Origin of the sequence: Enterobacter bugandensis (assembly GCF_900324475.1) — a bacterium.
Lineage (GTDB): Bacteria > Pseudomonadota > Gammaproteobacteria > Enterobacterales > Enterobacteriaceae > Enterobacter > Enterobacter bugandensis.
Map to the genome: position 1 here is coordinate 1,109,133 of NZ_LT992502.1, position 19,754 is coordinate 1,128,886.

A 19,754-nucleotide genomic window follows, 5' to 3' on the forward strand; every position below is an offset into this window, starting at 1 on the left:
TGCTTAAAGCACACGCGTCTTAGAATGGCATTTGCGTCGTCATGTGCGGCACAAAGAACTTAAAAAGAGGTTTGGACTCATGACAGATAAACGCAAAGATGGTTCGGGCAAACTGCTGTACTGCTCTTTTTGCGGCAAAAGCCAGCATGAAGTGCGTAAACTGATTGCCGGGCCGTCCGTGTATATCTGCGACGAATGCGTCGATTTATGTAACGACATCATTCGCGAAGAGATTAAAGAAGTTGCGCCGCACCGTGAGCGTAGCGCATTGCCAACGCCGCATGAGATTCGTCATCACCTTGACGACTATGTCATCGGTCAGGAGCAGGCCAAGAAAGTGCTGGCGGTGGCGGTATACAACCACTACAAACGTCTGCGTAACGGCGACACCAGCAATGGCGTAGAACTGGGCAAAAGTAACATTCTGCTGATCGGGCCAACCGGCTCCGGTAAAACGCTGCTGGCGGAAACCCTGGCGCGCCTGCTGGATGTTCCGTTTACCATGGCGGATGCCACCACCCTGACCGAAGCCGGTTATGTGGGTGAAGACGTTGAGAACATCATTCAGAAGCTGCTGCAGAAGTGCGATTACGACGTTCAGAAAGCACAGCGCGGGATTGTTTATATTGATGAGATCGACAAGATCTCCCGTAAATCAGACAACCCGTCCATCACCCGTGACGTGTCGGGTGAAGGCGTGCAGCAGGCCCTGCTGAAGCTGATCGAAGGTACGGTTGCGGCCGTTCCGCCGCAGGGTGGACGCAAACATCCGCAGCAGGAGTTCCTGCAGGTCGATACCTCCAAGATCCTGTTCATTTGCGGCGGCGCGTTTGCTGGTCTGGATAAAGTCATTTCCCACCGTGTTGAAACCGGCTCCGGCATTGGTTTTGGCGCAACGGTGAAGGCGAAGTCCGAGAAAGCCAACGAAGGTGAACTGCTTTCGCAGGTTGAGCCTGAAGATCTGATCAAATTTGGTCTGATCCCTGAATTCATTGGCCGTCTGCCGGTTGTGGCAACGCTGAATGAGCTGAGCGAAGACGCGCTGATTCAGATCCTGAAAGAGCCGAAAAATGCGCTGACCAAGCAGTATCAGGCGCTGTTCAATCTGGAAGGCGTTGAGCTGGAATTCCGTGACGAAGCGCTGGATGCGATTGCCAAGAAAGCGATGGCCCGTAAAACCGGTGCGCGTGGTTTGCGCTCTATCGTTGAAGCGGCATTGCTCGACACCATGTACGATCTGCCGTCGATGGAAGACGTTGAAAAAGTGGTTATCGACGAGTCCGTGATCGGCGGCCAATCCAAGCCGCTGCTGATTTACGGTAAACCGGAAGCCCAGCAGGCATCTGGCGAATAATTCACCAAATCATACAAGCAGTTAATCAAAAAGGGGGGATTTTATCTCCCCTTTACTTTTTCCGTATTCATAGCGTTGAATGTGTGGGAAACATCCCCATATACTGGATACATGTTAATGGTTATGTGAAGCACTGTGACATGACCAGCTTACCTGGCGGACACTAAACTAAGAGAGAGCTCTATGAATCCTGAGCGTTCTGAACGCATTGAAATCCCCGTATTGCCGTTGCGCGATGTGGTGGTTTATCCGCACATGGTCATACCCTTATTTGTAGGGCGGGAAAAATCTATCCGTTGCCTCGAAGCCGCCATGGATCATGATAAAAAAATCATGCTGGTGGCCCAGAAAGAAGCATCAACGGATGAGCCGGGTGTAAACGATCTTTTCACCGTCGGGACCGTGGCCTCTATTTTACAAATGCTGAAGCTGCCGGACGGCACCGTGAAGGTGCTGGTCGAAGGCTTACAGCGTGCGCGTATTACCACGCTGTCAGATGATGGCGAACACTTCTCTGCCAAGGCAGAGTACCTTGATTCGCCTGAACTTGATGAGCGCGAGCAGGAAGTGCTGGTACGTACCGCGATTAGCCAGTTCGAAGGCTATATCAAGCTGAACAAGAAAATCCCACCAGAAGTGCTGACGTCACTGAACAGCATCGACGATCCTGCGCGTCTGGCGGACACCATCGCTGCACACATGCCGCTGAAGCTGGCTGACAAACAGTCCGTGCTGGAGATGTCCGACGTTAACGAACGTCTGGAATATCTGATGGCGATGATGGAGTCTGAAATCGATCTGCTGCAGGTTGAGAAGCGCATTCGTAACCGCGTGAAAAAGCAGATGGAAAAATCTCAGCGTGAGTACTATCTGAATGAGCAAATGAAGGCCATTCAGAAAGAGCTGGGCGAGATGGACGACGCACCGGACGAAAACGAAGCGCTGAAGCGTAAAATCGACGCGGCGAAGATGCCGAAAGAGGCGAAAGAGAAAGCCGAAGCAGAACTGCAGAAGCTGAAAATGATGTCTCCGATGTCGGCTGAAGCAACCGTCGTGCGCGGCTACATTGAGTGGATGGTGCAGGTTCCGTGGAACGCTCGCAGCAAGGTCAAGAAAGACCTGCGTCAGGCCCAGGAGATCCTCGATACTGACCACTACGGCCTGGAACGCGTGAAAGACCGCATCCTTGAGTACCTCGCGGTACAAAGCCGAGTAAACAAAATTAAAGGCCCAATTCTGTGCCTGGTAGGACCGCCGGGGGTGGGTAAAACCTCTCTGGGCCAGTCCATCGCCAAAGCGACCGGACGTAAGTACATCCGTATGGCGCTGGGCGGCGTGCGTGATGAAGCGGAAATCCGCGGTCACCGCCGTACCTACATCGGTTCTATGCCGGGTAAACTGATCCAGAAAATGGCGAAAGTGGGCGTTAAAAACCCGCTGTTCCTGCTCGATGAGATCGACAAGATGTCTTCGGACATGCGTGGCGACCCGGCGTCTGCTCTGCTGGAAGTGCTTGATCCAGAACAGAACGTGGCGTTCAGCGATCACTATCTGGAAGTGGACTACGACCTCAGCGATGTAATGTTCGTGGCGACCTCCAACTCCATGAACATACCGGCACCGCTGCTGGACCGTATGGAAGTGATCCGCCTCTCCGGTTATACCGAAGACGAAAAGCTGAACATTGCTAAACAGCACCTGCTGCCGAAGCAGATTGAGCGTAACGCGCTGAAAGCCAACGAGTTGACCGTCGAGGACAGCGCGATTATCGGCATCATTCGCTACTACACCCGTGAAGCGGGCGTGCGTAGCCTTGAGCGCGAAATATCTAAGCTGTGCCGTAAGGCGGTAAAACAGCTGCTGCTGGATAAGAGCCTGAAGCACATCGTGATTAACGGTGACAATCTGCATGCCTACCTGGGCGTTCAGCGCTTCGACTATGGCCGCGCGGATAACGAAAACCGCGTGGGTCAGGTGACCGGTCTGGCATGGACGGAAGTGGGCGGCGATCTGCTGACCATCGAAACCGCCTGTGTGCCGGGCAAAGGCAAGCTGACCTACACCGGCTCGCTGGGTGAAGTGATGCAGGAGTCCATCCAGGCTGCGCTGACTGTGGTGCGCGCGCGCGCGGAAAAACTGGGTATCAACCCTGATTTCTACGAAAAACGCGACATTCACGTTCACGTTCCTGAAGGGGCGACGCCGAAAGATGGCCCAAGCGCGGGTATTGCCATGTGTACCGCTCTGGTTTCCTGTCTGACGGGCAACCCGGTACGTGCCGATGTGGCAATGACCGGTGAAATCACCCTGCGCGGTCAGGTCCTGCCAATCGGCGGGTTAAAAGAAAAACTGCTGGCGGCACACCGCGGTGGGATCAAAACCGTATTGATCCCTTACGAAAACAAACGCGATCTGGAAGAGATTCCGGACAACGTGATTGCCGATCTGCAGATCCATCCTGTTAAGCGAATTGAGGAAGTTCTCAGTCTCGCACTGCAGAATGAACCCTCCGGAATGCAGGTTGTAACCGCAAAATAGTGACCTCGCGCAAAGAGCGTCAATAAAAACAAGGCTGGTAAGTCATTTCGCACTTGCCAGCCTTTTTTTGTATAGCTAATTTAGATTGCTGATTAGGTCAGCCATCAACAACGGGTGTTGTAAGGTCATGGCAGGCCTGATATAACTGCTGCGCGGTCGCGTTGTGAAGGACTCAGGCGCGATATAAATTATAAAGAGAGGAAGAGAACAGTGAATAAATCTCAACTGATTGACAAAATTGCTGCTGGTGCTGATATTTCTAAAGCTGCAGCTGGACGTGCGTTAGATGCATTAATTGCTTCTGTTACTGAATCTCTGCAGGCTGGGGACGACGTTGCACTGGTAGGCTTCGGTACTTTTGCTGTTAAAGAGCGTGCTGCCCGTACTGGCCGCAACCCTCAGACCGGTAAAGAGATCACCATTGCTGCTGCTAAAGTGCCGGGTTTCCGTGCAGGTAAAGCGCTGAAAGACGCAGTAAACTGATTGCTTTCCCGTTTCAGGGAAGCCGGATAGTACAAGGGCGCATCGTTTGATGTGCCTTTTTTGTTTGTCCAGACCTGATTTGTGCGAGTTTATGCGAGTTGTGGGCTGACAATCGCCCCGTTTTCTTGTCACAATACGCCTTCACGCGCGACGGGCAGGATTTTCCGTCAGCGTCAGGTAACCAGTCACCTACAGCGGAGTGTTGTTACACCATGATGGACAGCTTACGCACGGCTGCTAACAGTCTCGTGCTCAAGATTATTTTCGGTATCATTATCGTGTCGTTCATATTGACCGGCGTGAGCAGTTACCTTATTGGCGGTGGCGCGAACTATGCCGCAAAAGTGAATGGCCAGGAAATCAGCCGTGGTCAGTTCGAGAATGCTTTTGCCGGTGAGCGTAACCGTATGCAGCAACAGCTGGGCGACCAATTCTCTGAACTGGCGGCGAATGAAGGGTACATGAAAACCCTGCGCCAACAGACACTGAACCGTCTTATCGACGAAGCGCTGCTGGATCAGTATGCCAAAAAGCTGGGCCTTGGCATCAGCGACGAGCAGGTCAAAAAAGCGATCTTCGCCACTCAGGCATTCCAGTCTAACGGTAAATTCGACAACGCGCGTTACAACAGTATCGTTAACCAGATGGGCATGACGGCGGATCAGTACGCGCAGGCGCTGCGTAACCAGCTGACAACCCAGCAGCTCATTAACGCTGTCGTGGGTACCGATTTCATGCTTAAAGGTGAAACCGACGAACTGGCCGCGCTGGTGGCACAGCAGCGCGTGGTCCGTGAAGCGACCATTGATGTGAACGCCCTGGCGGCGAAACAGCAGGTGAGCGACGCAGACGTTAATGCTTACTACGAGCAGAATAAAAACGCCTTTGTTTCTCCGGAGCAGTTCCGCGTCAGCTACATCAAGCTGGATGCAGCTGCGCTGCAGGAAAGCGCGTCTGATGCCGAGATCCAGTCTTACTACGACCAGCATCAGGATCAATTCACTCAGCCGCAGCGTAACCGCTACAGCGTGATTCAGACCAAAACTGAAGCAGATGCTAAGGCGGTACTGGATGAGCTGAACAAAGGCGCTGATTTCGCCACCCTTGCGAAAGCGAAATCCACCGACATTATCTCTGCGAAAAACGGCGGTGATATGGGCTGGCTGGAAGACGCAACCACGCCCGACGAGCTGAAAAATGCCGGCCTGAAAGAGAAAGGCCAGCTGTCTGGTGTGATTAAATCATCCGTTGGTTTCCTGGTCGTGCGTCTGGACGACATCACCCCGGCGAAAACCAAGCCGCTGGCTGAGGTTCGTGATGATATTGCCGCGAAAGTGAAACAGGAAAAAGCCCTGGATGCCTACTACGCGCTGCAGCAGAAGGTGAGCGATGCTGCCAGCAACGACAACGAATCTCTGGCAGGTGCAGAGCAGGCGGCGGGTGTGAAAGCGGTTGAGACCGGCTGGTTTGGTCGCGACAACCTGCCGGAAGAGCTGAACTTCAAACCGGTTTCTGATGCCATCTTTAACGGTGGTCTGGTGGGCGAGAACGGCACGCCGGGCAGCAACTCTGACATCATTACCGTTGACGGCGATCGCGCCTTTGTTCTGCGCGTCAGCGAGCACAAGCCAGAAGCGGTCAAACCGCTGGCGGAAGTGAAGGATCAGGTCGTCGCTCAGGTTAAGCATAACAAAGCAGAACAGCAGGCTAAACTGGACGCTGAGAAGATTCTGGCCGATCTGAAAGCGGGTAAACAGGACGCGCTGAAAGCGGCAGGTCTGAGCTTCGGTGAGGCGAAAACGTTGAGCCGCACCGGTCAGGACCCAATCAGTCAGGCCGCGTTTAGTCTGACGCTGTCGGCAAAAGACAAGCCAAGCTTCGGTACCACCACCGATATGCAAGGTAACGTTGTTCTGCTGGCGCTGGACGACGTGAAAGCCGGCACTCTGCCAGAAGCGCAGAAGAAGGCGATGGTTCAGGGCATTACTCAGAACAATGCTCAGATTGCTTTCGAAGCCATGATGAGCAACCTGCGTAAAGACGCCAAAATCAAGCTGGGCGATGTCATGACTCAGCAGCAGTAATTACGTGTCTGCTCGCAGATTTTCGTAACGCTGTGCAAAAACTAAAGGCCGCTTTCGCGGCCTTTTCCATTTCTGCAATCTGCTGTTTGTGCCTGTTTTCACAGGCGGCTATCGTTGCGTGGCTGTCAACAAACAAGGAGATAACAGCATGAAATGTGGAATCAAAGCACTGTTAATTACGCTGGCTATTGCCACCACCGGGATGAGCGCGGGCGCGCAGGCGGCGGCGACCGCCGCCAAACCACAGGCTACGCAGAGCAAGTCTGACGCGGCCGCGCCGGTACAAGGGCAGACCAAAGCGGCTGACGTCGGTAAAAATGCGGATGATGACGGTACGCGGGTCAGCATTAACTCGGCCTCGGCAGAGGATCTCGCCCGTGCAATGAATGGCGTGGGCCTGAAAAAAGCGCAGGCTATCGTCAGCTATCGTGAAGAGTACGGCCCATTCAAAACGGTCGACGATCTCAAACAGGTTCCGGGCATGGGCAGCGCGCTGGTTGAGCGCAACCTCTCACACCTGACACTGTAAAAACGCAATTTCTTGCACTGTGGCAAAAGTTTGCCAGGATAAAGAGGTCATACCAGTTATGACCTCTGATCCTATAACAATGAAAGGCTATTGCGCTATGCAGACAAAAATCAAAGTACGCGGTTTCCATCTTGATGTTTATCAGCACGTCAATAACGCTCGCTATCTTGAGTTTCTTGAAGAAGCGCGCTGGGACGGGCTGGAAAACAGCGAAAGCTTTCAGTGGCTGACCGCGCACAACATCGCGTTCGTGGTCGTCAATATCAACATCAACTATCGCCGTCCGGCCGTGCTGGGCGATGTGCTCACCGTGACCAGCCAGGTACAACAGCTAAACGGCAAGAGCGGCGTGTTAAGCCAGGTGGTGACGCTCGATCCAGAAGGGCAGGTGGTGGCTGATGCACTGATCACCTTTGTCTGTATCGATCTGAAAACTCAGAAAGCGCTGCCGCTGGAAGGGGAATTGCGGGAAAAGCTGGAGTTGATGATCGTATAAGACATATTAAGGCGCACTCGTGCTGTCGACACCTGTTTTGCGACAGCACGGTCAAAAAACGCTATTTAAGCCCGGTCTTTTGCTTCATTGCCTCCATCACGCCGACTTTATCAGCCAGGTAATGGTTAAGCCCGTTAGCGCGCAGATTACAGGCGGCGCACTGGCCGCAACCGTCGCCTTTGATACCGTTATAGCAGGTGAGGGTTTCGCTGCGAACCAAATCCAGCTTGCCCCAGTAGTCGGCCAGCGCCCAGGTTTCGGCTTTATCCAGCCACATGAGCGGGGTTTCAAAGCGCGTCTCTTTCGCCATCCCCAGATTGACGGCGTGGTTGAGCGCTTTGACAAACTCATCGCGGCAGTCCGGGTATCCTGAGAAGTCGGTCTCGCATACGCCCGTAATTACCGCTTCGGCTTTTACCTGATAGGCATAAATCGCCGTCAGGGTCAGGAACAGAATATTTCGCCCCGGCACAAATGTGTTCGGAATGCCGCTGGCATCGGGTTCGTAGTCCGGTACAGGAATACTGTCCCGGGTGAGGCTGCTGACGGCCAGTTCATTTAACAGCGTAACGTCCAGCACCTTGTGCGCGCGTGCCCCTAGTTTGAGGGCCAGTTCACGGGCAACGTCGATTTCAGCGCGGTGACGCTGGCCATAATCGAAAGTCACACAGTGAACTTCATCATACTGATGAAGGGCCTGAACCAGGCAGGTTGTAGAGTCTTGTCCTCCGCTGAACACGACGACGGCACGTTTCATAAATCATCTCGACTGTTACGGTAAAACCGTTATGTTACCGTCTGGCTACGGCGGCGACCAGCTTCTTCACGATTTGGGGGCGGGTAGCCAGGCTTCGGTAAAATCAAACCAGCCGCGGGTGTTGAGGCGTATGCCGTTGACTCCCGGCGGGGCGCTGATTTGATATTGATAGTTAAAAAGCGGCGTCAGCACCGCATTCTCCATCAGGCGGTTGAAAATGGCTTGCAGACCGGCGTGTCGGTCCCGAGCTTCGGCCTGAGACTGCACCGCATCCAGCGTGGCTTGCAGATGGGCGTAGGCCGGTGCGCTTAACACGTGCGGCCACAGGGCATCGCAGCGCAGCCACTGCTCAAGCGTATACGCTGGCGCTTCGCCAATCAGCCTGTCCCCCATCATGATGTCTGCATCGGCAAGCTGCTGGCATCCGTCCCACGTCTTGGCGTCGTGGAAGATGACGGTCAGGTCACAACCCTGTCGCGCCAGGTACGCCTTTAACTGGCTGGCCATGGTGTGAAGCTCAACGGGAAGATGGTAAACCAGCGTCAGCGCCTCAGGCAGGGCAACGTCCGTTAAGTCAGGCCATTCGGGGATTGTCCAGCCGGGAAGCAGTTCCCCGGTGGGCGTAATGAGTCCTTCGTTGAGCGGAAGCGTGTGCAGAAGCCTGGAGAGATGGATGATATTGATAAGCCGCTTCGCCTGGATCTCACTCAGACGCGCGCTCTGTTTCAGCGTGAGGTAACAGAAGCCCAGGCTGGTGCTGCTGCTGACCAGCCTCAGGGTTTCAAGCTCATCGGCCTCGCCAATCGCGATTTGCACCGGGTGACGACAGCTGGTGCCCAGCCTGTAATCAAACAGCTGGGGGGTGATCCAGTATTCGATGGCTTTGAGCAGCGGATGGCTCAGGTGGTATTGCTCATGGCTTTCCAGACGAACCAGGTCGGGCTCAAAGGCGGCCAGCCGGAAGGGGCCGCAGCCAAGTTCAGGATAGTCGGGATGCGCCAGACGGCTGCAGTAGGTTGCCAGCCTGTGCGCCAGCCAATAGTCCGGTTGATGCAGCATAAATGTCAGACACTGTGGATGCGTTGTTTCGATACGTAAAACGCTCCTGAACAGAGTGCGCAGGGCGGGAAGCGTCAACAGTGCCGTCAGGCTTCGCTGGAGCTGCGCCGTTTCTATTTTATCGCCGTTATGCCAGTGCAGGGTGGAGCGAATGTAGAAATGCCAGCGCAGCCCGTCAGCAGAGACCTCCCAGTGATGCGCGAGATCGCCCGTGGGTTCACTGCTGTTACCGTTAAAACGCGTCAAGCCTGAAAATACCTGTCCTGCCAGATGCTGCTCCGCGCGGCCAGGCAAAAAGCCCGGCTGAAGCGGCTCCAGCGAGCGATAGTAGGGGATGCGCAGCGTCGGCGTGTCGTTTTGCCACTGCCCGCCTAAAAACGGATGCAGCAATGATCTCAGCGCTTCAGGAGCAAGCTGGGCCAGCTCCAGCGCGTTATGCTGCTGCCCGCTCTTCAGCGCCTCTTCCATCATCGCATTGCGCAGTGACTCCGGGCTGGCATGGAACGTCAGCTCACCGCGCTTGCCGCGACCAGACCGCGCGTGCCAGCTGAGCCAGCCCGCCTCCTGAGCCTGACGCAGCAGGGTGCGGACATGGCGCTCGCTACAAAAACAGCGGCTGGCAAGCTCACTTATGGTGACCTGCTGTGGAGCGCCAGCGGAAGGTTGCCACAGGCGTTGATACTGGTTAAGACGGTTAAGCTGGCGCATAAGAAACCCGGAACAATAATTTTCATCTATTCACTATTACTTCCGTATATCTCACACGATACTGATGCACAAGTTAATCGCATCACATTTCAGGAGTAATCATGGCCCGCCTCGCTGCATTTGATATGGACGGTACGTTGTTAATGCCAGATCACCGTCTGGGGGAGAAAACGCTGAGTACCCTGAAGCGTCTGCGCGAGCGTGATGTCACCCTGACGTTTGCCACTGGCCGCCACGTGCTGGAGATGCGTCATCTGCTGGGCACGTTTTCCCTGGATGCGTTTTTAATCACGGGTAACGGAACGCGCATTCACACCGTTGAAGGAGAGGTGCTGCACCGCCAGGATCTCAACCCGGAAGTGGCGGATATTGTTCTGCACAGCACGTGGGACACGCAGGCCAGTATCCACGTATTCAACGATCAAGGCTGGTTTACCGGAAGCGAAATCCCCGAATTGTTGCACGCGCATGTTTATAGCGGCTTCAAATACCAGCTTATCGATCTGCGTCGGATCCCTGCCCACGCGGTGACCAAGATTTGCTTCTGTGGCGATCACGACGATCTTTGCCGCTTACGCATTCAGTTAAATGAGGCGCTGGGCGACCGGGCGCACCTGACCTTCTCGGCGGTGGATTGTCTTGAAGTCCTGCCGGTGGGCTGTAACAAAGGTTCAGCCCTGGCGGTGCTCAGCGACCACCTGGGCTTAACGCTGCAGGAGTGTATGGCGTTTGGCGACGCCATGAATGACCGCGAAATGCTGGGCAGCGTGGGGCGCGGCCTGATTATGGGGAATGCGATGCCGCAGCTGATCGCAGAGCTTCCTCATCTGCCGGTTATCGGACACTGCGGCAACGAAGCGGTGTCCCATTTTTTGACACATTGGCTGGACAACAACAACCTCCCATATTCCCCCGAATAGTGAGACCCTTCCAGCAAGCCAGACTTCGGTCTGGCTTTTTTTTATTTCAGCAGCTGCGCAATCTGCGCTTTCCACGGGGTGATGTCGCCGATGTTGGCCTGTACCCACTCCGCATTGTAGTAGGTCTCAAGGTAGCGCTCGCCGCTGTCGCACAGCAGCGTGACGATGGAGCCGGTACGGCCTTCCTCGCGCATGCGTGCCGCAAGCTGCAGTACGCCCCACATGTTGGTGCCCGTTGATGCACCCACTTTGCGGCCGAGCTGCGTCTCCAGCCAGTGCGCGGTGGCGACGCTGGCGGCGTCCGGCACGCGGAGCATTTCGTCGACAACGTCAGGAATGAACGACGGTTCCACGCGCGGGCGGCCAATTCCTTCAATTTTACTGCCCACCGGACTGCGCAGGCCAGCATCGCGGCTTTGCCAGTAGTCGAGAAACACGGAGTTCTGAGGGTCAACTACCATCAGCTGGGTATCGTAGCCCTGACAGCGAATGTAGCGTCCGATAGTGGCTGACGTGCCGCCCGTACCGGCGCTCATCACAATGTACGACGGAACCGGATGCGGTTCGTGGGTCATCTGGCGGAAAATACTGTCGGCAATGTTGTTATTGCCGCGCCAGTCCGTTGCGCGCTCGGCAAAGGTGAACTGGTCCATATAGTGGCCGTTTAGCTCGCGGGCGAGCATTTCAGAGGCGGCATAGATTTCGCAGGCGCTTTCCACAAAATGGCAGCGTCCGCCGTAAAATTCGATCTGCTCGATTTTTCGTTTTGCGGTGCAGGAGGGCATCACGGCGATAAACGGCAGGCCCAGCAGACGAGCGAAATAGGCTTCAGACACCGCCGTTGAACCGGATGAGGACTCAATAATGGTCGTGCCTTCTTTGATCCAGCCGTTGCACAAACCGTATAAAAACAGAGAGCGCGCCAGGCGATGCTTCAGGCTACCGGTAGGATGGGTGCTTTCATCCTTCAGGTAGAGCTGAATACCGTCAAATCCCGGCAGGGGGAGGCGAATCAGGTGGGTATCCGCCGAGCGCTGGTAGTCGGCATTGATTTCGCTGATGGCATGTTTAACCCAGGTGCTATTCATCGTAGTTATCCGTTTGTCATTTTGTGCCCAGCATAGCGAAAAGCACAGAAAAAATTGTTGCTATCTGGCCTTTAAAATAGAATGAAGGGAGAAAAATTTTCTCTATGAGGTGGGTATGCTAGATAAAATTGACCGCAAGCTCCTTTCATTGCTGCAAAGTGACTGTACCCTCTCTTTGCAGGCGCTGGCAGATGCCGTTAATCTGACCACCACACCGTGCTGGAAGCGCCTAAAAAAGTTGGAAGATGACGGCATTCTTCTGGGGCGCGTCGCATTACTCGATCCCGAAAAACTGGGGCTTGGGCTGACGGCATTTGTGCTGATAAAAACCCAACACCACAGCAGCGAGTGGTATTGCCGCTTCGTCACTCAGGTGTCTGAGATGCCCGAGGTGCTCGGCTTCTGGCGTATGGCCGGCGAGTACGACTACCTGATGCGCGTCCAGGTGGCTGACATGAAGCGCTATGATGATTTCTACAAGCGGCTGGTGAACAGCGTCCCGGGCTTGTCGGACGTCACCTCAAGCTTCGCCATGGAACAGATTAAGTACACCACAGCCTTACCCATTGAATAACTTCGTAAAATACCTTCAGGAACAAACCGCGTGCGATTATTTGCCCAATTAAGCTGGTACTTTCGTCGGGAGTGGCAACGCTACCTCGGTGCAGTCGCCCTGCTTATTATCATTGCCATTTTGCAGCTGATCCCGCCGAAGGTGGTGGGCTACGTCGTGGATGGCGTCACTGAACAGCATTACACCACCGCACGGGTGTTGATGTGGGTCGGCACGCTGGTGCTGACGGCGGTCATTGTTTATCTCCTGCGCTACGTCTGGCGCGTGCTGCTGTTTGGTGCGTCCTATCAGCTGGCCGTTGAGCTGCGTGAAGATTTTTACCGCCAGCTGAGCCGACAGCATCCCGAATTTTATCTGCGTCATCGCACCGGGGATCTCATTGCCCGCGCGACCAACGACGTCGATCGCGTGGTCTTTGCCGCCGGGGAAGGGGTGCTGACGCTGGTGGACTCGCTGGTGATGGGCTGTGCGGTGCTGATCGTCATGTCCACGCAGATCAGCTGGCAATTAACCCTGCTCGCCCTGCTGCCGATGCCGATCATGGCGCTGGCGATCAATCGCTACGGCGAACAACTGCACGAGCGCTTCAAGCTGGCGCAGGCGGCGTTTTCTTCTCTGAACGATCGCACCCAGGAGAGCATGACCAGCATCCGCATGATCAAAGCGTTTGGCCTGGAAGATCGGCAGTCCGCGCTGTTTGCGGCCGATGCGGCAGACACGGGGGCGAAAAACATGCGTGTCGCGCGTATTGATGCGCGATTTGATCCAACGATTTATGTCGCAATCGGCATGGCAAACCTGCTTGCGATTGGCGGCGGGAGCTGGATGGTGGTGCAGGGCACATTGACCCTGGGGCAATTGACCAGCTTTGCGATGTATCTGGGGCTGATGATCTGGCCGATGCTGGCGCTGGCCTGGATGTTTAACATCGTAGAGCGCGGCAGCGCCGCCTACAGCCGCATCCGCGCCATGCTGGCCGAAGCGCCGGTTGTCAATGACGGCAGCGAAGCGGTGCCGGAAGGGCGCGGCGTTATGAACGTCGACGTTCGCAAATTTGTCTATCCGCAAACGGAACATCCGGTGCTGGAGAACGTTAGCTTTACGCTGCGGCCGGGCCAGATGCTGGGCATCTGCGGCCCGACGGGGTCCGGAAAAAGTACCGTGCTCTCTCTGCTTCAGCGCCACTTTGACGTCACCGAGGGCGATATCCGTTTCCATGATATCCCCCTGGCGAACCTGCTGCTGGACGAGTGGCGTGGCCGACTGGCGGTAGTCAGCCAGACGCCGTTTTTATTTTCGGACACCGTGGCGAATAACATTGCGCTTGGTCACCCGTCGGCGACGCAGGAAGAGATCGAACATGTGGCGCGCTTAGCCAGCGTACATGACGATATTTTGCGTCTGCCGCAGGGCTACGAAACGGAAGTCGGGGAACGTGGCGTCATGCTGTCCGGCGGGCAGAAACAGCGAATCTCGATTGCCCGCGCGCTGCTGTTGAATGCTGAAATCCTCATTCTGGATGATGCGCTCTCCGCCGTGGATGGTCGTACCGAGCATCAGATTCTGCATAACCTGCGCCAGTGGGGAGACGGACGCACGGTAATTATCAGCGCCCACCGTTTGTCAGCGCTCACCGAGGCCAGCGAAATTCTGGTCTTACAGCACGGACACATTGCCCAGCGCGGGCAGCATGAAACGCTTGCCGAGCAACCGGGCTGGTATCGCGATATGTACCGCTATCAACAGCTTGAGGCGGCGCTGGACGATGCGCCGGAACAGGATCAGGAGGCCACCAATGCGTAAGCTCGGAACGATGTGGCCGACGCTCAAACGTCTGCTGGCCTACGGCTCGCCGTGGCGCAAACCGCTCTCCGTGGCCGTGCTTTTACTCTGGATAGCGGCGATTGCTGAGGTGAGCGGGCCGCTGCTCATCAGCTACTTCATCGACAATATGGTCGCCAAAAGCTACCTGCCGCTGGGGCTGGTGGCGGGCTTAGGCGTGGCCTACGTTGGGTTGCAGCTGGCGGCGGCAGGGCTGCACTATGCGCAGTCGCTGCTGTTTAATCGTGCCGCCGTGGGCGTGGTTCAGCAGCTGCGCACGGATGTCATGGACGCGGCGCTTCGCCAGCCGCTCAGCGAGTTTGATATCCAGCCGGTCGGGCAGGTGATTTCGCGCGTGACCAACGATACCGAAGTGATCCGCGACCTGTACGTCACCGTGGTCGCGACGGTGTTACGCAGCGCGGCGCTGATCGGCGCGATGCTGGTGGCGATGTTCAGCCTCGACTGGCGCATGGCGCTGGTGGCGATTACCATCTTCCCGGCGGTGCTGATCGTGATGATCATCTACCAGCGCTACAGCACGCCAATCGTGCGTCGGGTGCGCGCCTATCTGGCCGACATTAACGATGGCTTCAATGAAGTGATTAACGGCATGAGCGTCATCCAGCAGTTCCGCCAGCAGGCGCGCTTTGGCGAGCGGATGGGCGAAGCCAGCCGATCGCACTATATGGCGCGTATGCAGACGCTGCGCCTCGACGGCTTCCTGCTGCGTCCGCTGCTCAGCCTTTTCTCTGCGCTGGTGCTTTGCGGTTTACTGATGCTCTTTGGCCTGAGCTCAAGCGGTACGATTGAAGTGGGCGTGCTGTACGCTTTTATTAGCTATCTGGGGCGCCTTAACGAGCCGCTGATCGAGCTCACGACCCAGCAATCGATGCTGCAGCAGGCGGTCGTCGCCGGCGAGCGCGTGTTTGAGCTGATGGACAGGCCGCGTCAGGCCTACGGTCGTGACGAGCGACCTCTGCAAAGCGGCGCCATTGCCTTTGATAACGTCTCGTTTGCCTATCGCGAAGACCGGCTGGTGTTGCAGGACATTACGCTGGATGTCCCGTCGCGCGGTTTCGTGGCGCTGGTGGGACATACGGGCAGCGGCAAGAGCACGCTCGCCAGCCTGTTGATGGGCTACTACCCGGTCACGCAAGGCGAAATCCGCCTCGACGGACGCCCGCTCGCGTCTCTCAGCCACAACGTGTTGCGTAAAGGCGTCGCGATGGTGCAGCAGGATCCGGTCGTCCTGGCCGATACCTTCTACGCCAACGTGACCCTGGGGCGAGACTACTCTCAGGAGCAGGTATGGGAGGTGCTGGAAAAAGTGCAGCTGGCAGACCTTGCGCGCGGGTTTAGCGACGGGATTAATACCCGGCTGGGCGAGCAGGGAAACAACCTCTCCGTTGGGCAAAAGCAGCTTCTCGCGCTGGCGCGGGTGCTTATTGAAACCCCGCAGGTGCTGATTCTGGATGAAGCGACGGCCAGCATTGACTCCGGCACCGAGCAGGCCATCCAGCAGGCGCTGGCTGCGGTACGCGACCATACGACGCTGGTGGTGATTGCCCATCGCCTTTCCACCATTGTCGATGCCGATACCATTCTGGTGCTGCATCGCGGACAAGCCGTGGAGCGCGGGACGCACCGTGAACTGCTGGAAGCCAAAGGGCGCTACTGGCAGATGTATCAGCTTCAGCTGGCGGGCGAAGAGCTCGCGGCCAGCGTGCGCGAGGAAGAGTCCCTCAGCGCCTGATGCACCAAAACAAAGCAACGCGCTAACAGTCATTCCTGTTGGTGCAATACTGAAACGCACCGTGCACCGACATGGTGCGTTTTTTTTTCGCCGGTTCATAAAGGAAGACGGCATAACGCTCGTCGCACCGCTTTTCTCCCTCGATTTCATTTCTGGCACACCCCTTGCAATACCTTCTGCGTGAGCTGCGGCCATTACCGAATTCTGACTGGAGGGGATCTATGAAGCTGGTTACGGTGGTAATCAAACCATTCAAACTGGAAGACGTGCGTGAAGCATTGTCCTCAATGGGTATTCAGGGACTGACTGTCACCGAAGTGAAAGGCTTTGGTCGTCAGAAGGGTCATGCCGAGCTTTATCGCGGGGCGGAATACAGCGTTAACTTTCTGCCAAAAGTAAAAATTGATGTCGCGATTGCTGACGATCAGCTTGAAGAAGTGATTGATGTGATTAGCAAAGCGGCCTACACCGGCAAAATTGGCGACGGCAAAATTTTCGTTGCCGAACTGCAGCGCGTCATTCGCATTCGTACCGGCGAATCTGACGAAGCGGCACTGTAAATAACGCCTGGCACACAGTGATAGGGATCGAGAAAATGAAGATAGCAACACTTAAAACGGGTCTGGGTTCGCTGGCACTGCTGCCGGGCCTGGCGCTGGCTGCTCCTGCCGTGGCAGACAAAGCCGATAACGCCTTTATGATGATCAGCACCGCGCTGGTGCTGTTCATGTCTATCCCGGGCATTGCGCTGTTCTACGGCGGCCTGATCCGCGGCAAAAACGTTCTCTCCATGCTGACGCAGGTTGCCGTGACGTTCGCGCTGGTCTGCGTGCTGTGGGTGGTTTACGGTTACTCGCTGGCCTTCGGTACCGGCAACGCCTTCTTTGGTAACTTCGACTGGGTAATGCTGAAAAATATTGAGCTGACCGCGCTGATGGGCAGCTTCTACCAGTACATCCACGTCGCGTTCCAGGGCTCGTTCGCCTGCATTACCGTCGGGCTGATTGTGGGGGCGCTGGCGGAGCGCATCCGTTTCTCTGCCGTTCTGATCTTCGTGGTGGTCTGGCTGACCCTCTCCTATGTGCCGATTGCGCACATGGTCTGGGGCGGTGGTCTGCTGGCAACGCACGGCGCGCTGGACTTTGCGGGCGGTACCGTTGTCCATATCAACGCCGCGGTAGCGGGCCTGGTGGGCGCATACTTGATTGGCAAACGCGTGGGCTTCGGTAAAGAGGCGTTCAAACCGCATAACCTGCCGATGGTGTTTACCGGTACGGCTATCCTCTACTTTGGCTGGTTCGGCTTCAACGCCGGCTCCGCAAGTGCCGCGAACGAAATCGCCGCGCTGGCCTTCGTGAACACCGTTGTGGCGACGGCGGGTGCAATTCTCTCCTGGGTATTCGGCGAGTGGGCGGTACGCGGTAAACCTTCCCTGCTGGGTGCCTGTTCAGGGGCGATTGCCGGTCTGGTCGGTATCACCCCGGCGTGTGGCTATGTGGGTGTCGGTGGTGCGCTGCTGGTGGGACTGGTCGCGGGTCTGGCAGGTCTGTGGGGCGTCACCGCACTGAAACGCGTGCTGCGCGTGGATGACCCTTGCGATGTGTTCGGCGTCCACGGCGTGTGCGGCATCGTCGGCTGTATCATGACCGGCATCTTCGCCGCGAAATCACTGGGTGGCGTGGGCTACGCAGAAGGTGTCACCATGGTTCATCAGGTGCTGGTGCAGCTGGAAAGTATCGCTATCACCGTGGTGTGGTCTGCCGTTGTCGCCTTCATCGGCTATAAGCTGGCGGATATGACCGTTGGGCTGCGCGTACCGGAAGAGCAGGAGCGCGAAGGTCTGGACGTCAACAGCCACGGCGAGAATGCGTATAACGCCTAATAAAAAGCAAAACGGCAACTTCGGTTGCCGTTTTTAATGTTTATTACCTCTCCCATGGGAGAGGGTCAGGGTGAGGGCATCAGGCCGCACACCATTACCCGCGATTACGCATTACCCCTTCCTGCACCGTAGAAGCGACCAGCACGCCGTCCTGGGTATAAAACTCTCCACGCACAAACCCGCGAGCGCTCGACGCTGACGTACTCTCCACGCTGTAAAGCAGCCACTCATTCATATTGAACGGACGGTGGAACCACATGGAGTGATCGATGGTTGCGACCTGCATCCCTTTTTCAAGGAAACCAACGCCGTGCGGCTGTAGCGCAACCGGCAGAAAGTTAAAGTCTGACGCGTAGCCCAGCAGATACTGATGCACGCGGAAATCTTCCGGCACGGTGCCATTGGCGCGGATCCAGACCTGACGCTTCGGCTCGGCGGTGTGGCCTTTCATGGGGTTGTGGAACTCAACCGGGCGGATCTCCAGCGGTTTATCGCAGAGAAACTTCTCTTTGACCTGCGGCGGAAGCAGATGCGCCAGCGCGCGGGCGATATCGGTCTCTGATTTGAGTTCGTCCGGCGACGGTGCTGGCGGCATCACTTTCTGATGTTCATACCCCGGTTCCGGCGCCTGGAAAGAGGCGGTCATATAAAAGATAGGCTTACCGTTCTGAACGGCCGCCACGCGGCGTGCGCTGAAACTGTTGCCGTCTCTCAAAACTTCAACGTCATACACAATCGGTTTTGCGCTGTCGCCAGGGCGTAAGAAATAGCTGTGGAATGAGTGCACCAGGCGGTCTGCAGGGACGGTCTCCTTTGCAGCGTAGAGCGCTTGTCCAACGACCTGGCCGCCGAAAACCTGACGTAAGCCGAGGTCTTCGCTCTGCCCGCGATAGAGTCCTTCCTCAATTTTTTCCAGATTCAGTAATGTCAGCAGATTGTTCAGTGCCTGACTCATAATTATCCTCAATAAACGCCGTAGCGAAAGATAGGCAGAGTATAACGCAGAAATGAAAGTGGTCCGATGGGTAGAATAATCTGAATGTCGGCACGTTTTTAGGCATTAATCGGTGATCTGTGCCACACTTAAAAACGTTATGTGATTGAAACGACATCGGATGGGATCGATCCCGCTGGTGCATTGATGATAAGGAGACTTCAATGAAACTCGTGCCCATGCTAAGTGGTGTAGCTATTGCGGTGGCGTTGTCCGCCTGTGCCGGTAAGAGCGCCCAGGTGCCGGTACCAGCTGCAGATCCGAACGGGATTAATACCCTTTCACAGCAATCCATTCAGCAGCCTAACGTTTCCGGTACAATCTGGATTAAACAGAGAGTCGCTCTGCCGCCGGATGCGGTATTAACGGTCACGCTGTCTGATGCTTCCCTGGCGGACGCGCCGTCGAAGGTGCTGGCTCAGCGCGCGGTCCGTACTGAAGGTAAGCAGGCTCCGTTTAGCTTCGTGTTGCCGTATAACCCGTCAGACGTGCAGCCGAATGCCCGTATTCTGCTGAGCGCAGCGGTAACCATCAACGGCAAGCTGGTCTTTATCACCGATACGGTCCAGGAAGCGATTAACCACGGTGGAACCAAAATCGACCTGAATCTGGTGCCGGTGCAGCAAACCGAAGTCCCGGTTGCTCCACAGACCAATCAGCCGTCTCTGCCAACCCCACCGACCCAGATGTAACTGTTGCTCTTACCCTCTC

General features: G+C 56.0%; 17 protein-coding genes. 13 read left to right on the forward strand and 4 right to left on the reverse strand.

The window, feature by feature from the left end; all coding sequences use genetic code 11:
* Nucleotides 1-79 precede the first annotated feature (79 nt).
* From clpX to DG357_RS05340, 6 genes are all read left to right on the forward strand, one after another.
* Nucleotides 80-1,354: an ATP-dependent protease ATP-binding subunit ClpX gene (clpX, locus tag DG357_RS05305; RefSeq protein ID WP_028012161.1), complete on the forward strand. Its 1,275-nt coding sequence runs from the start codon at nucleotides 80-82 to the stop codon at nucleotides 1,352-1,354.
* A 183-nt stretch (nucleotides 1,355-1,537) separates the two neighbouring features.
* Nucleotides 1,538-3,892: an endopeptidase La gene (lon, locus tag DG357_RS05310; protein WP_023334706.1), complete on the forward strand. Its 2,355-nt coding sequence runs from the start codon at nucleotides 1,538-1,540 to the stop codon at nucleotides 3,890-3,892.
* 210 nt (nucleotides 3,893-4,102) lie between these two features.
* Nucleotides 4,103-4,375, forward strand: a complete 273-nt coding sequence (gene hupB / locus DG357_RS05315) for a nucleoid-associated protein HU-beta (RefSeq protein ID WP_002444653.1) — start codon at nucleotides 4,103-4,105, stop codon at nucleotides 4,373-4,375.
* A 212-nt stretch (nucleotides 4,376-4,587) separates the two neighbouring features.
* Nucleotides 4,588-6,459, forward strand: coding sequence for a peptidylprolyl isomerase (ppiD, locus tag DG357_RS05320; protein WP_088205231.1), 1,872 nt, complete (start codon nucleotides 4,588-4,590; stop codon nucleotides 6,457-6,459).
* A 148-nt stretch (nucleotides 6,460-6,607) separates the two neighbouring features.
* Nucleotides 6,608-6,988, forward strand: a complete 381-nt coding sequence (locus tag DG357_RS05330) for a helix-hairpin-helix domain-containing protein (RefSeq protein WP_041911079.1) — start codon at nucleotides 6,608-6,610, stop codon at nucleotides 6,986-6,988.
* A gap of 97 nt (nucleotides 6,989-7,085) precedes the next feature.
* On the forward strand, nucleotides 7,086-7,484 hold the full coding sequence (locus DG357_RS05340) for a YbgC/FadM family acyl-CoA thioesterase (RefSeq protein WP_014830880.1): 399 nt from the start codon (nucleotides 7,086-7,088) through the stop codon (nucleotides 7,482-7,484).
* A 61-nt stretch (nucleotides 7,485-7,545) separates the two neighbouring features.
* Here DG357_RS05340 and queC read toward each other — a convergent pair whose 3' ends face one another.
* Both queC and DG357_RS05350 read right to left on the reverse strand, forming a co-directional pair.
* Nucleotides 7,546-8,241: a 7-cyano-7-deazaguanine synthase QueC gene (gene queC, locus DG357_RS05345; protein WP_088205229.1), complete on the reverse strand. Its 696-nt coding sequence runs from the start codon at nucleotides 8,239-8,241 to the stop codon at nucleotides 7,546-7,548.
* A 66-nt stretch (nucleotides 8,242-8,307) separates the two neighbouring features.
* A complete protein-coding gene (locus DG357_RS05350) occupies nucleotides 8,308-10,008 on the reverse strand; it encodes an SgrR family transcriptional regulator (RefSeq protein WP_088205228.1) in 1,701 nt (566 codons plus the stop codon).
* Nucleotides 10,009-10,109: 101 nt separating this feature from the next.
* On the opposite strand from DG357_RS05350, the gene cof reads away from it, so the two are divergent.
* A complete protein-coding gene (cof, locus tag DG357_RS05355) occupies nucleotides 10,110-10,928 on the forward strand; it encodes an HMP-PP phosphatase (protein WP_028012168.1) in 819 nt (272 codons plus the stop codon).
* A gap of 41 nt (nucleotides 10,929-10,969) precedes the next feature.
* Here the strand turns inward: cof and DG357_RS05360 are convergent, their stop codons facing one another.
* Complete coding sequence (locus DG357_RS05360) at nucleotides 10,970-12,016, reverse strand: PLP-dependent cysteine synthase family protein (RefSeq protein ID WP_048999055.1); 1,047 nt, start codon at nucleotides 12,014-12,016, stop codon at nucleotides 10,970-10,972.
* Nucleotides 12,017-12,131: 115 nt separating this feature from the next.
* On the opposite strand from DG357_RS05360, the gene DG357_RS05365 reads away from it, so the two are divergent.
* The 5 genes from DG357_RS05365 to amtB all read left to right on the forward strand — a co-directional run bounded on the left by DG357_RS05365 (nucleotide 12,132) and on the right by amtB (nucleotide 18,049).
* Nucleotides 12,132-12,590 (forward strand): Lrp/AsnC family transcriptional regulator, encoded by a 459-nt coding sequence (locus tag DG357_RS05365; protein ID WP_008503307.1) that lies wholly within the window; start codon nucleotides 12,132-12,134, stop codon nucleotides 12,588-12,590.
* Nucleotides 12,591-12,620: 30 nt separating this feature from the next.
* On the forward strand, nucleotides 12,621-14,393 hold the full coding sequence (locus DG357_RS05370) for a SmdA family multidrug ABC transporter permease/ATP-binding protein (protein WP_045259904.1): 1,773 nt from the start codon (nucleotides 12,621-12,623) through the stop codon (nucleotides 14,391-14,393).
* Nucleotides 14,386-16,167 (forward strand): SmdB family multidrug efflux ABC transporter permease/ATP-binding protein, encoded by a 1,782-nt coding sequence (locus DG357_RS05375; protein ID WP_049137520.1) that lies wholly within the window; start codon nucleotides 14,386-14,388, stop codon nucleotides 16,165-16,167. Before DG357_RS05370 ends, DG357_RS05375 begins: the two co-directional genes overlap by 8 nt.
* Before the next feature lie 221 nt (nucleotides 16,168-16,388).
* On the forward strand, nucleotides 16,389-16,727 hold the full coding sequence (gene glnK, locus DG357_RS05380) for a P-II family nitrogen regulator (protein WP_088205227.1): 339 nt from the start codon (nucleotides 16,389-16,391) through the stop codon (nucleotides 16,725-16,727).
* A gap of 35 nt (nucleotides 16,728-16,762) precedes the next feature.
* Nucleotides 16,763-18,049 (forward strand): ammonium transporter AmtB, encoded by a 1,287-nt coding sequence (gene amtB / locus DG357_RS05385; protein WP_014882787.1) that lies wholly within the window; start codon nucleotides 16,763-16,765, stop codon nucleotides 18,047-18,049.
* A 94-nt stretch (nucleotides 18,050-18,143) separates the two neighbouring features.
* Here the strand turns inward: amtB and tesB are convergent, their stop codons facing one another.
* Entirely contained in the window at nucleotides 18,144-19,004 is an 861-nt protein-coding gene (gene tesB / locus DG357_RS05390) for an acyl-CoA thioesterase II (protein ID WP_028012172.1), read from the reverse strand.
* Nucleotides 19,005-19,207: 203 nt separating this feature from the next.
* On the opposite strand from tesB, the gene DG357_RS05395 reads away from it, so the two are divergent.
* Complete coding sequence (locus tag DG357_RS05395; protein ID WP_028012173.1) at nucleotides 19,208-19,735, forward strand: YbaY family lipoprotein; 528 nt, start codon at nucleotides 19,208-19,210, stop codon at nucleotides 19,733-19,735.
* Nucleotides 19,736-19,754: the final 19 nt, after the last annotated feature.